The following is a 13772-nucleotide window of genomic DNA, read 5'->3' on the forward strand; positions in this document are numbered from 1 at the left end:
ACATGCGCCCGGCACGGTCGCGGCGGCAGGGCCGGGTGCCTGCCGCCGGTCAGGGCACCCGGCCCCACTGCCTTGACCCAAGGGGGCAGGGGATTACCTGAGCGCGGCGCAGGCCACGCGATCGCCCGCGCCGCCGATGGGCTGGCTGCGATAATCATCGGGGTTGGCATGGATGACGAGGGAAGACCCATCCGTGTCGAGCAGGCCGGGGCGCCCATCCGTGCCATTAAGCGTGACCAGCGTGGAATAGAGTTCTACGGTTGCGTTGCCGTCCGGCCCGACAAAGATGTTCGGCAGGTCGCCCGCATCATTGGCATTGGCGTTCAGCAGGCCATGCACCACCGGGGTCGTGGCATGGACATGTGCGCCCGCGCTGGTGAATTTCGGGGCGCTGCAATTACCTTTTTCATGGAAATGTATGCCGTGCCAGCCAGGGATCAGCCCCTGTGCCGTGATGCGCACAAGGACACCATGGGGGGCGGCGGTGACATGCACATTGCCATGCGCCGTGCCGTCCGTGCCCAGCAGGCTGCCTGATGCCGTATCGGCGGCCAGTGCGCGATTGCACAGGGCCGGGGCGGTGAACGCGGCAATGCCACAGGCAAGCAGGGCAAGCTGTCGAAGGCGTGGGAACATGGGATTTCCTTTATATCTCGCGGGTGTCACGGTGGGGCGTGGCCGGGATGTCATGGCGGAACATGACAGGGCACGGCAGGGCATAACCATGAAACAGGGCATAACATAGCAGACCCTGTCCTGTCCGCCGTGTCCTGCCTGTCCCGTCCGTCATGTCCCGCCCCCCTCCTGCACGGTTCCCCGCACGGCCCCGGCCATACAAACGGCACGGTGGCCGTGGCGTTGCATCCCCCTACTGTCGCGCCGCACGGATGTGGGGGAAAGCCAATCCTTCGTGACTGTGCCCCTTATTATGCCGTCCCTGATGATGGTCCCGACTGTGCCCGTGCGCGACGGTGGGGGCGTGCGGGGGAATAATGAAAAACGGCACCGCCCGTCGCGCGGGCGATGCCGTCATATGTACACGTGCCATCAGGCGCGTTAGGACGGGCCGCGGTGCCCGCAGCCTTTATGCCGGAGCCTTTACACCCGTCCCGGCCTCTGTCGTGTCGATGTCTCTGGTGCCAAAGGTCAGGTGGAGCAGGCGGCGATCCGCCTCATTAAGGGGATACAGATGCGGCTGCGCCTGGATCATCCACCGGATCGAGGTGTTGAGCACATGGCCCAGCCCCCACGGGCTTGCGGCGTTCACCTGTGTCTCCAGCGAGGAGAACAGGTCAGAGCGCGTGATGTCATTGGGCGAACGTATCAGGGCAATGATGACGGCAATCAGCATGCAGCTGACGACCGCGTGGGCCACACCTGTCGGGGTCCGCGCGCTATAGAGCAGGTAGAACGTGCTTTTATACAGATGCACCAGCGCGCCAAGCACGGAAAAGACGAGGGCAAGGGCCGGGGCAATGACCGCCTCCATCGCCTCGCGCCCGATCTGCGCGTGTTCCTGCCCATCGACAAAAGTGTCGGCAGGGAAATCAAGTTCCGAAATCCGTCGTTCCACCTCACGCGTGACCATCGGGGTGCGGACTTCGGATGCGAACTGTTCTGCGGTCATGTTGGCCGAAATGGGGATGTCATCGGGAACATGCAGCGCCTGGCGCATCATCGCGACACAGGGGGGCAGGTTGGCAAATGCCGCGAAACTCAGCCCCGGCGGGATGAATTCCCGTTCGCCCGTAACATCGCGGCCCAGGGCATTCATATAGGCCATCCGTGCAACAGATGATCGCCCGTTGCGAAGGTAGGTGGTCGCAAGGTCTTCATACCGGTTGAACCTTGCACGGATCTGTATTGCGGGGCCGGCGAACTGTTCGTTAAAGACGTGGCCGTCCGTGCCCCCCGTGTCATGACGCACGGTTTTGGCCATCGCCTCCTTGACCGCGGCTTCGGCCTGCTGCTTTGCGCCCTCGCTGACCGACAGGCCCATCAGGGGCAGGATCGACAGGAATGCCTTGCCCGCCGGGGACTGGCGCGTTTCGGCGTCAAGCCTGATCTTTTGCGGGTCCATTTCATTATGGACGATGTCGCGCTTGATATATTGCAAGAACATCGCGTCACGGCGCTGCTCGCCCGTGGAATGGGCCACGATCCGGTTCAGCAGCGCCTTTTCCCCGTAATAGGCCGCAGGCATCAGGATGATCGTGCTGAGGAACAGCGCGCGGATTACATTGGGCCGTGCCTGGTATGTCGCATTCGCCCGGCGCAGGATCATGCCCCAGAACGCAAGTGTCAGCGCAAGGCTGGAAATGAGCCGCCCATAGAACTCGATCGCGTCCACATCGCGCCGTGTCGCGAAACTGCCGGTAATATCGAGCAGGCGCGCGTTGAAGGCCAGTTCAAACACCAGGTAAAGTGCTGTCAGCACCAGCATGAGGGGCGCATAGGCACGTTTTTCGCGTGTTTCCCTGTACCGTTCGAAATCCAGAAGCTTCACTGTGTCAGATCCAGTTTGACCGGCTGTGACGTATCGGTTTCATCGGCGTGCGGGATGCTCAGGGGTATCTTTTCCATATGCGCGACGGGTGCGCTGTGGTGATGGACCACGCGGTGTGGGCGGGCCGGGGCGGCGGGGGCCTGCGCCACCTGTGATGCCTGTTGCGCCTGTGCCGCCGCTGCCGCCGCCTGTGCATATGCCGTCGGGTCATCCAGCCATTTCTGGCTTAATGGTGATAACGGGTCGGACGGGTTTTCCACGACCGAATGATCCAGCCGCGTGACAGGGACATAATGCGCCGCCGCGATGGCGGCACTGCTGGCGCTGGTGTCGGGCGCAAGACCCGGCTGCCGGAATTCCCTGATCCTGCGGTGCTGGTATACATAAATCGTATCGAACGGGGGCGTCGTGGGGGAAAAGCTGATGCTGTCCGCATCGCGCGCGGTGACGGTATGGTCCACGCATGGCGCGGCAAGCCTGTCGGTCTGCAGGTGGTGCCCATCCCACAGCGAGACGACCTCATAACTCCTGTCGCATCCCTCATGGCGCCCGCGCAGGACGGCAACGGTTTCGTCGCGCAGTTCAAAGACCTGGATGATATGCGGATCACGCATCTTCAGTGCCGAGGACACGTTTTTATCCATTACTGTGATGTAACCATTTCCCTGGGCATCCACCTGCAACCCGATCGTGTGGGCCTGATAGGAAAATGTCTCACGCGTGTCGCGCCCCTCCTGGGCATGGGCCATCGGTGATGTCAAAACCGCGCATGTCGTGGCAAGCAGCATTCCCCAGACATGGCGCATGCGCGTGCGTCGCTCCTGCCCATGGGCGAAAGACCCGGCGGTCCGTGGTAAAGTAATGGGAATGGCGCGAAGGGTCATATTTATGCTTTTGCCTGTAATTATGACGGAATTGTTGCAGCATGCATGGGCGGGTATCGCCGTTTTGTGGCAAATGATGTGAACCGCCACACGTACCCGGCCTATTTATTCCAAATATCGTATCGACGCGTAACTTGCCAGCCTGCTATAACCTTCTGGTCAAAAAAAGTGTACGGGGCGTATATGGCGGTCGATATTTCACAGCAGGACGCACAGGCAGGCAGTGACGAAGTCCCGCTGGTAATAAAGATGACGCGTGCGCGCTCCGCCGCGCGGCTGAAGGTCGATGACCCCACCGATATGCAGGCCTATCGTCTGGCGCGCGGGATGGCCTGCGCCGCCGCCGTAAAGGCCGGCGCCCCCGAAGGGTATGTCGCGCTGGCCGATTGGTACGCACTGGGCGGTGACAGTGCCGCGCCCGATGACGCCGTGCTGGCGCAGGGGTACGAACTGGCGCGGAAATTCTATGCCGAAGCCGTGGCCGATGGCGATACGCAGGGGACGTCGCTGTTTGGCATGGCGCGCCTGTGGGGGCCGGTACGGGTGGATGGTGCCCTCGCCAATTATTTCGATGTCGTGCATGTGGGCGCGGACGGGGAAGAGGACCTGTCGGGCCTTGCCGGCGCCATCATGGCCAATGCCCCCACGGCCGAAGGTGTGGCATGGATGACCCGCGCGGCGGCGGGCGCGACCCCCGGTGCCGCCGCATGGCTGGCGGACCTTGCGGGATATCGTGGCCTTGTGCCGCCGGGCATGGATGCGCGCGCATCGGCAATGTTGCCCGACCTGCCCGACCTGCCTGAACTGGATACGTGGTTGCAGCGCGCGATTGCCGGGGCGGAGGTCGCGGCCATGGGCGCGGGCGCGCGCCGTGTTCTGGTGGACCCGCTGGCGACTGAGGCCCGGCGAGGGGAGGCGCGCGCACTGCTTGGCAGGGCGGCGGACGGGGGGGATGTGCTGTCGATGCTGCTGGTGGCGGACGGCCTGCTGCGGGCCGCGCGCGCGGGCGGTGCGGGCGGTGGTGATCCGGCGCGCGCGGTGGCCCTGCTGGAACATGTGGTCGCGATGCAGGGGGCGACGCCGCTGAATCACGAATGGGCGGCCACGCGCCTGATGGAATGCTGCCGTGACGGGGTGGGCGTCCCCGCCGATGCGGCGCGCGCGATGCACTGGCGACGCGAGGCCGCGCGCCTTGGCGGTGTCGGGGCCATGGTGGCGCTGGGCGCGACCTGCATGGACGATAACGGGCCGATCCCGCGCGACGAGGCGCTGGAATGGCTGCATCGGGCGGCCGATGCCGGCGATGCCGACAGCATGGCGCGGCTTGGCCTGTGTCAGGTCGTGGGCCTGACGGGCGATGCGCGGCAGGGGGAGGCCCTGTTGCAGCAGGCGGCAGGGGCGGGATCTGTTCTGGCGATGGTGATGCTGGGGGATCTTTACGCGACGAAGGACGTGGCCTCTGGCGCGGTGCGCGGCGAAAGCCCGCTTGCGGTGGATATGGGGCAGGCGGATCATTATTACGCCATGGCGGCCGACAGGGGGGATGTCGGCGCGATGGTGCGCCATGCCCGCTGCCTGCGTGACGGCATGGGCGTTGCGCGCGACCCCGCCGCCGCGCTGGGGTGGTACAGGGCGGCAGCGGCACAGGGCGATATCGAGGCGATGTTGGGCGCGGGGCAGCTTTGCTGCGATCCGGCGGCGGGGGTTACGGACCCGGCGGAAGGGGTCAGGCTGCTCCAGCACGTCGCATGGGGAACCGATGCCCATGCCCGCGTCGCGGCGCATGCGCTGATCGCCCTTCATGCCCACGACGCCAATCCCGCCGAACGCCACCGGTGGGAGGATCAGGCGATCGCGCTGGGCGATCTTCAGGTCGCGCTTGATGCGGCAAGGCGGATATTCGACGACCCGGCGGCCGATGCCACGATGCGCGCGCGTGGGGTGGACCTGCTGGATCGTGTCACGGCGGACGGTAGTGGCGCGACCCCCGCGCAGCAGGGCGAGGCATTCAACCTGCAGGTGGCCTATTGCGCGCAGGGCCACGGGGCCGATCCCGCGCGTGAGGCGGCAAGCCGCCTGCGTGCGGCGGAACTGGGCAATGCCGACGCCATGGCATGGATGGGCGAGGCATATTTCATCCGCGACCGTGGCGTTGTACCGGACGAGGCGCTGGAGTGGCTGCGCAGGTCCGCCGCCGCGAAAAACCCGATCAGCATGGCCAACCTTGGTTTTTGCGAAATCATCGGCATGGCGGGACAGGTATCGCGCGACATCCGTGGCGGGCTGATGCTGCTGGATGAGGCGGCGAAGCTTGATTCCGGGTATGCCAAGCGGCTGGTGGGCGACCTGCACGCCACAAAGAACGTCGCCATCGGGGCGGTGCGCGGCACCAGCCAGCTTGCGGTGGACCTCGACCTTGCCGCCGCCGCCTATGCCACGGCCGCCGCACGGGGGGATGTGGTCGCGATGGTGCGCCATGCCGACTGCCTGCGTGCGGGCACGGGGTGTGAGGCAGACATGGCCGCCGCCCTGCAATGGTATCAGAAGGCGGCCGATGCAGGCGATGTCGAGGGGATGCTCGGCGCGGGGCGGATCTGCTGTGACCCGGCATCGGGGGTGGCGGACCGTGACCGGGGCATCGCGCTGTTCACGCAGGCCGCGCGTGGGGGGGACGCCAATGCGCTGGCCGCCACGCACGAACTGATCGGCCTGCATTACAATGACACCGACCCGTCCGCATTGCGCCAGTGGGAGGACCGGGCCGTCACGCTGGGCGATATGCGCGTCGCCCTTGATGCGGCCCGGCGGATCCTCCATGCGGATGGGGGTGTGGAGGCCACGGCGGCCGAACGCGCGGTGATGCTGCTGCGCAAGGTCACGGCGCAGGACAGCGGGGCCGACGCCGCGCAGCGTGGCGAGGCGTCCGACCTTCTGGCGGATTGCCTTGTCGATGGGACCGGCATTGCCGCCGATGCCGCCGCCGCCCTGTCATGTCGTCGCGTGGCGGCGGAGCTGGGCAATGACGACGCCATGGAATGGCTGGCCAATGACTATTTCTTCCGTGACATGGGGGTTGCGCCGGACGAGGCGCTGGAGTGGCTGCGCAGGTCCGCTGCCGCGAAAAACCCGCGCAGCATGGCCGGCCTTGGCTTCTGCCTTGTCATCGGCGTGGGCGGGGCGGTGGCCGCCGATGTCCCGGCCGGGCAGGCCCTGCTGCGCGAGGCGATCAACCTCCAGTGCGGGGAGGCGGCATGGATGCTGGCCGACCTGTATGCGCACAGGGATGTCCGGGTTGAAACCATTTCCGGGACCAGCCCGCTTGCGGTGAATATGGAGCAGGCGGCGCCGCTTTATTCCAAGGCCGCCGGGCTGGGCGAGGTCATCGGCATGGCGCGCTATGCCGATTGCCTGAGCCGGGGGGAGGGCGTTGCGCAGAACACGGCCGATGCCCTGTTGTGGTACCAAAAGGCGGCGGAGGCGGGCTATGTTCCCGGCATGCTGGGGGTTGCGCGTCTGTGCGGGGATCAGGCCACGGCCCTGACATGGTATGAAAGGGCGAGTGACGACGGCAACCTGTGGGCCATGCTGGGCGCGGGACAGATTTATTGCGACCCGGCCTCCGTCAGGCCGGACCGTGACAGGGGGATTGCCCTGCTGGCGCAGGTGGCGCGGGGCAATGGCGCGGTTGCGCTGTCTGCGGCGCGCGCCCTTATCAAGGCCCATCCCTTTGATAAAGCCCCCGCCGAACGGCACCGGTGGGAAGACAGGGCCGTCGAGCTGGGGGACATGCAGGTTGCCCTGGGTGTGGCAAAGCGGATCATCAACGGGCCATCCCCCTCTGCCGCCGGTGGCGCGCGTGCGGCCAGCCTGCTGGGGCAGATTACGCGCACGCAGGCGCAGGGCGTGTCCGATGCCAGCCGGGCAGAGGCATTCGACCTGCTGGCGGATTGTGCGGACCGCGGGATCGGTATCGCCGCAGACCCCGGCATGGTTGTGGAATATCGTCGCAAGGCGGCGGAACTGGGGAATGATTACGCCCTGTGGTGGATGGGCAACTGCTATTTGAATCCAGCCCGGGGCGTGGCCGCGGATGAGGCGCTGGACTGGCTGACGAAGGCCGGCACGGCAAAGAAGACAAGCTCCATGGCCGAGCTGGGCTGGTGTTATATGGTCGGCCCGCGCAAGGATCTGAAGGCCGACCCCAGAACGGGCGAACGCCTCCTGCGGGAGGCGGTCAAGCTTGGGTCCAGCTATGCCATGCGGATACTGGGCGACCTTTATGCGTACAGGGAAAATTCCCTGGGGGAGCTGACGGGCACCAGCCCGTTGGCCGTTGACCCTGGCGCTGCGGCTGAATTCTACCTGATGGGCGCGCAGAAGGGCGATCAATGGTCGATGGTGCGCTATGCCCGCGCGGCCGAAGGCGGCATGGGCATTGAAAAAGACCTTGGGCTGGCCCTGCACTGGCATGAAAAGGCGGCGCAGGCAGGGGTCGTATCGTCCATGATGGATGCCGCCCGCCTGAGTGGGGACGAAACCGCCGCGTTGAAATGGTATGGCATGGCCGGTCGTGCGGGCAATGTCACGGGCATGATGGAGGCCGCGCGGCTGAGCACTGACGCGGCGAATGCCCTGTACTGGCATGAAAAGGCGGCCACATATGGCAATGTGGAGGCCATGGTGCGCGCGGGGCAGGCATATGCCGCCCTGTGGACCGCACAGCCCGACGATGAGGGGGCAAACCGGCAGAAAGCGCTGACATGGCTGGCCAGGGGCGCGCAGGGCGCGGACGGGTATGCGCCCGTCGCGGTGCGGGCGCTTGTGGCGCTGCATCGCCATGACGCCGATCCGGCCGCGCTGGAACGGTGGAAGGCACGGGCACTGGAACTGGGGGATATGGATGTCGCCTATGAAACGGCGACGGACATCCTGCATGCTGCCACCCCTGACGCCACGGCGGCCGCGCATGCGGTCGAACTGTTGCACAGGGTAACGGCACAGGACAGCGGCGTCCCCCATGAGACGCGCGGGGCGGCCGCCCTTCTTCTGGCGCAATGTTATGCGCACGGCACCGGCTGTGCGGCCGATGGGGAACAGGCGCGCACATATTACCAGATGGCGGCGCAACATGGATCGACCACAGCCATCCGGTGGATGGCACAGGACACCACCTGCCACAGCTTTGACGGGATTGCGCCTGTGCGGGGGCTGGACAGGCAGGGGCTGTACTGGATGGAACAGGCCGCCGCCACTGACGATCCCGACATGATGTGCAGGCTTGGCTTTTGTTACGTCATCGGCGTGGACTCCGTCGTAAAGGCCGATGTAAAAGCCGGGCTGCGCCTGCTGGAGGCCGCACTTGACCTTGGCCACGATCAGGCAGGCCGCATTCTGGGGGATCTGTACGGCACGGAATATAACCGCATGGGCCATGTGGCGGGACGCAGTGTCCTTGCGGTGGATATGGCGCAGGCGGCCCATTATTACCAGATCGGCGCGCAGATGGGCGATGGTGTGGCGATGCTGCGCTATGCCGACTGCCTGCGCGATGGGAATGGGGTCACGCGTGATGTCCATGCCGCGCTGGCGCTGTATCTGGACCTGGCCGGACGGGGCGAGGTGGCGGGCATGCTGCGCGCGGGGCAGCTTTATGCGACGGATGACACGGTTGCGAACCGTGAGCGTGCCATCACATCGTTCGGCAATGCCGTAAAGGCCAATAACAGCACGCTTGCGATGTGTCGCCTGGGGGAGATTTATGCGGCGGCGCAGGACTGGCCCCATGCCTTGCAATGGCTGGAGAAATCCGCGGCCGGGGGCTTTGCCGAGGCGATTGTGCATCTGGCGGGGATTTCACTGCGTACCGACGTACCCGGCGCGCCCGACCGGGCCAAGGCGATAGAGCGGCTGAAGCTTGCGGTCCGCGATGGTTTCGTGCCGGCGAAACGGATGCTGGGATGCCAGTTGATTATTGGGGCGAATATCGCCAGAGACCTTGATGCCGGGGTGCGGCTGCTGGGCGATCCGGGCGTCGCAGATGGTGATGTGGACGCCTGCTACTGGCTGGGCAGGGCCGAATATGACCGCAAGAATCTGTCGGAGGCCGCCAGATGGTACATCAGGGCCATGGAACTGGGCAGTTATTCGGCGCGCGGGTCGCTGCTTTTGGTCCGGCTGGCGGAACCGGGCCTTGTCCCGGCGTCACGGTGCCTCGCCTTCCTTGGCACGCCGGAAAATATCAACATATTGGTGCGCTTTGGCGGTTTAACGATGCCACTGTGTATCATTGGTGATTTTTACAAGCAGTTGGCGGAGGAGAAATACACGGCAGGCCCGTCCGACATCGCCGCAATGCAGGGCGATTTCGTGCGTGCGTCGGAGTTCTATGCCCTTGCGGACAAGGCGGGCGAAGACCCCTCCCTCTATCTCCGGGCATATGTCGCCCTTGGCGCCGGTTCGTCGCAGGGCGGTGTCCTGCGGCAGGGCGCAATACAGCAATATGAGAAAATCGCCGCGGATGGCGATGTCGCGGCGATGAAGGTCCTGTCATGCCTGCATTCGGCGCATCCCCAGAATCCCTGCGCCGACCCCGACAGGATGTTCCTGTGGACGAAGCGCGCCGCGGACAAGGGCGATGCGTGGGCGATGCTGCGGCTGGCCTATTGCCATTGCCTTGGGATTGGTGTTTCGCAGAATTACAAGACAGCCCTGAAGATTTTCGAATATCTTGCAAAAGAGAAGGTCGGCTGGGGACTGTTCGGGGAGGGGATGTATTACCTGTACCAGGACAGTTCCCTTTTCTTCAATAATTACGATGGTGGCATCAGGCTGCTGCATGACGCCCACGCACTGGTACCCTCCGGCGGGGCGGCGCAGCTTGTTGCGTATAACTGCGAAATGATGGCGACGTCGCTGGAGAACGCCCGCAAATCAAAGTCGGAACGCCGGTTTGTTGCGCCGCTGGCCGGTGTGGAAAGCCAGATCGACATCCCCAATCCCGAATATTGCGTCCCGCGGATATTCGCCCTCCTTGGCATGCATGTGAATGCCCTGACGCTTGTGGACATCCTGCCATGCAGCAGGGAATGGATGGCGACGCGGATGGGACAGGATGTGCAGACCTGCTTTAACGGTGTCGTCCTGCCCTCGACCAAGATCCTCAAGGCCATGTCCTGATGAATGACAGCACGATGCGCGGGCGCGCGCACCTTTCCGGCAGCAAGGGAACAGCCGTATGAAGTCACTTGACGATCTTCTGAACCTCGTTCCCAGCCCGTCTGCGCCCCCGGCCGTTGCGCCCGACACCGACGCGGTGGCGCGCGTGGCGTCCGCCCCGTCCGACCGGCCCGCGCATGCCCTGCTCAAGGATATCGCCATAGAGGGGGCCGAAGCGCTGGAACACGCATGGCGTGCGGAATATGACCGGCTGCTGGTGGCGGGCGGGGGGGCTGAAGACGCGCCTTCGATCGCTCTGTGCGAACATATCGTCGGTGTGGCGGGCACCACCGTGCGCGAGGCGATGTTCACACCCGACAATTTCCACCTGACCGCATCATTCATCGCCGATGACTGCGCGGGGCTTCGGGCCGAATGGGCGCCGCAATGGCTGCGCTGGTGCCCCGGCGATGACGCGATGGGCCTGACGCGCGGTGGCGAAGACGGTTTCCTGCTGCGTTGGGGAAAGGGGCGTGGGCCTTCTGGCCCGATCCGTTACCTGCCGCTGATCGCGGGGCATAAATCGTGGCTGGTCCTGTCGGATGACGCGACGAAGGATGCGGCCCATGAACTGGTCCGCACGCTGGTGCTGCGCCTTGCATGCATGATGTCAAAGGACGTGCGTTTCAGCCTGATCGCCCCGGTCAGTGGTGCGCAGGCCTTCCCCCGGCAGGAACTTCTGCCGTCGCGGCGTTTCATCAGGGCCGAGGACCTGTCCGAGATCCTGGAGGGGATCAAGGGCGACATCACCACCACGACGCAGAAGATGATGGGGGGCGCGGGTTTCCATCAGCGCAGTCGCGAGGAGCAGAAGCTTGCGGGCGGGTATGAGGTCGTGTGTGCGCTGGATATGGGAAGTTCGCGCACGACGGCGTACAATAATGCGAATATCGTGAACATGCTGGCGGATATCGCGCGTCAGGGGCCGGCGGTGGGGCGGTACCTGCTGGCGCATGTCGATGTCAGCGCGGATGAAAAACATGCCGGCATCCGGGGGAATGACCCCAACCGCCTGCCGCTGGGCCTCGATCGTCTCCGCGATTGCGTCCATATCATCGACCTGCGCACCCTTGCCCGCGACGGGATGGAGGCGGACCGCCTGCCGCCGCCGCCCCTGCATGTGCGCATCTTGCAATCGCTGGGCCGTGCCGCGGCGGACGGCGCGTTCAACGTCATCCCGCGCGGCGCGTGGTGGACACACCGGGCCGCGCATTTCGTGCAGACCCCCCTGTCGGACAGGGAAGACGGTCCCACCGTCCTGTTCGGGGAGGAACCCGACGGGCAGCGACGCACGGTGACGGCGGGCGTGCTGGCGGGACAGACCGGCAGTGGCAAGTCGTTTACGCTGTCTGCGCTGATCCTCGGCCTTGCGATGCGCTACCCGCCGGAGGAGTTGCAGTTCTATCTTGTGGACCTCAAGGGCGGGACGGAGTTCAACATCTATCGCCAGGTGCCGCATGTGCGCATCATCGCCACGGACGAGGCATTGCCTTATGTCAGCGCGATGCTGCGGACCCTTGAGGAGGAGATGGACCGCCGCAATACCCGCCTGTTCAACGATTGCAATGACGGGCATGGGCAGTTCAAGGACATCACCGCCTATCACAAGGGGGGGCAGCCGCGTGGTCCTGCGCCGCGCATCTTGCTGGTGGTTGATGAATACCAGAAGCTGTTCGAGGATACCGAGCAGGCGGGCCAGGCCATGGCCGTGTTCAAGAATCTGGCCAGCCGGGGCCGTTCGGCGGGGATACATATGCTGCTGGCATCGCAGAGCATGCGGCCATCGGGCATGATGCAGGCCAAGGACCTGTTCAACAACATCGCGCTGCGCATGGCGATGAAGCTGCCGGATGCGACGATTGACGCGATGGAGGAATTCAGCCGCGAGGGCAGGCGCCTGCTGCGCAGTGACGTCACGCAACCGGGCCAGATTCTGGTCAACAGCCACAGCGGCGCAACGGGAAGCGAGTATCAGACCGGGTATGTCGCCGTCCTTGACGGGCGTTCCGCGGCAGAACGTGAAGGACGCGATACGTCGAAGGACGACGTGAACGTGCGTCTGGCCCCCGTGTTTGCGAAATTCGCCGCACTGGCAGCCACGCGCACCGACGCGCAGAAGGCCCACTGGCCCCGGCTGGAGATCATCGACGGGAAGGCGCAGCCGACATTGTCCAGCAGCTTCCTGCTGTGCCGCATGCGTGAAACCGGCGTGCCGCTCGATGCGGCGGCCCTTGTGGCGCTGGCGGCGGAAACGGCGGACAGGGGCGGGCTTGCGCCGAACGTCCTTGATGCGCAGATCAGGCCCGTGCCGCTGCTGCTGGGACGTGACACCAGCCTGTATGGGCAGGCCTGCGTCGTGCTGCGGCGCGCGGACCGGCAGAACATGATGGCGGTGGTCAAGGACAACCGCGTGCAATGCAAGATGCTGGCGGGGGTCATCCTCTCGCTTGCCACGCTGTCGCGTGACGTGGTGGGGTCGGTGCGTATCCTCAATACGGCGCTGTATGCGGATAATTTTGCCAAGGTGATCGCCGACGCCCTTGCGCTGGCGGGACATGCGCAGATGCCCGACCACTGGCGCATGTCGGACAATCCCGACGATGCGGACGCCTTTGTGCCGCCATCATCGCCCGAAGGCGGCACCGACGTGCTGATCCTGATTGGCCCCGACCGGGCCGTGGACCTGCGGCTTCCCGCCGCGACCGGCGCCTTTCCCGCGCGCCAGCCCGACAGTGCCTTGCAAAAGCGGCTGAAGGAAGGGCCGGAGAAAGGACAGCATACGATCATGCTGTTCGATACGATCACAGAGGCGGAAAAGGTGATCCCCCGGCCCATGATCGAAAAGGGGGTGGAATGGGTCGTGTATGATGTCATGACCAATGACCTCAAGAAGGCGCTGAACCTTACGACCCTTCTGAAGCGCACGGACATGAAGACGCAGGAAAACCTGACGACGGTATATGTCATGGGACCGGCACAGGCGACGACGCGCGTTACGCTTTTCGGGGAATGAGCGATGGCGCGCCGCGCGACCGATGGCCGGTGCGGCCCGTCATGACCGCATTAAGGAGGTACTGCCCAAGGGGGACACCGGGCGAGCGGCACCGGGTAACGCTAAGAGAGTGTTTGAAAACAACTCATTGATAAAAAACAGGAAAAGTTTTTGG

Annotated in this window: 6 protein-coding genes; 2 read left to right on the forward strand and 4 right to left on the reverse strand. The window is 64.9% G+C overall.

Features of this window, described 5'->3' with window-relative positions:
- Positions 1-93: 93 nt before the first annotated feature.
- The 4 genes from sodC to B7G66_RS00300 form a co-directional block, all read right to left on the reverse strand.
- Complete coding sequence (gene sodC / locus B7G66_RS00290) at positions 94-636, reverse strand: superoxide dismutase[Cu-Zn] (RefSeq protein WP_003621819.1); 543 nt, start codon at positions 634-636, stop codon at positions 94-96.
- A gap of 10 nt (positions 637-646) precedes the next feature.
- Entirely contained in the window at positions 647-790 is a 144-nt protein-coding gene (locus B7G66_RS17715) for a hypothetical protein (protein ID WP_003621820.1), read from the reverse strand.
- Positions 791-1084: 294 nt separating this feature from the next.
- Positions 1085-2506: a hypothetical protein gene (locus B7G66_RS00295; protein WP_003621821.1), complete on the reverse strand. Its 1422-nt coding sequence runs from the start codon at positions 2504-2506 to the stop codon at positions 1085-1087.
- Complete coding sequence (locus B7G66_RS00300) at positions 2503-3390, reverse strand: hypothetical protein (protein WP_141312995.1); 888 nt, start codon at positions 3388-3390, stop codon at positions 2503-2505. Before B7G66_RS00300 ends, B7G66_RS00295 begins: the two co-directional genes overlap by 4 nt.
- A 183-nt stretch (positions 3391-3573) precedes the next feature.
- On the opposite strand from B7G66_RS00300, the gene B7G66_RS00305 reads away from it, so the two are divergent.
- Together B7G66_RS00305 and B7G66_RS00310 are read left to right on the forward strand one after the other, a co-directional pair.
- Complete coding sequence (locus B7G66_RS00305; RefSeq protein ID WP_003621825.1) at positions 3574-10566, forward strand: SEL1-like repeat protein; 6993 nt, start codon at positions 3574-3576, stop codon at positions 10564-10566.
- Positions 10567-10624: 58 nt separating this feature from the next.
- Entirely contained in the window at positions 10625-13618 is a 2994-nt protein-coding gene (locus B7G66_RS00310; RefSeq protein ID WP_003621827.1) for an FtsK/SpoIIIE domain-containing protein, read from the forward strand.
- The last annotated feature ends 154 nt before the right edge of the window (positions 13619-13772 follow it).

The sequence above is a fragment of the Novacetimonas hansenii JCM 7643 genome (assembly GCF_000964405.1).
Taxonomy (GTDB): Bacteria; Pseudomonadota; Alphaproteobacteria; order Acetobacterales; family Acetobacteraceae; genus Novacetimonas; species Novacetimonas hansenii.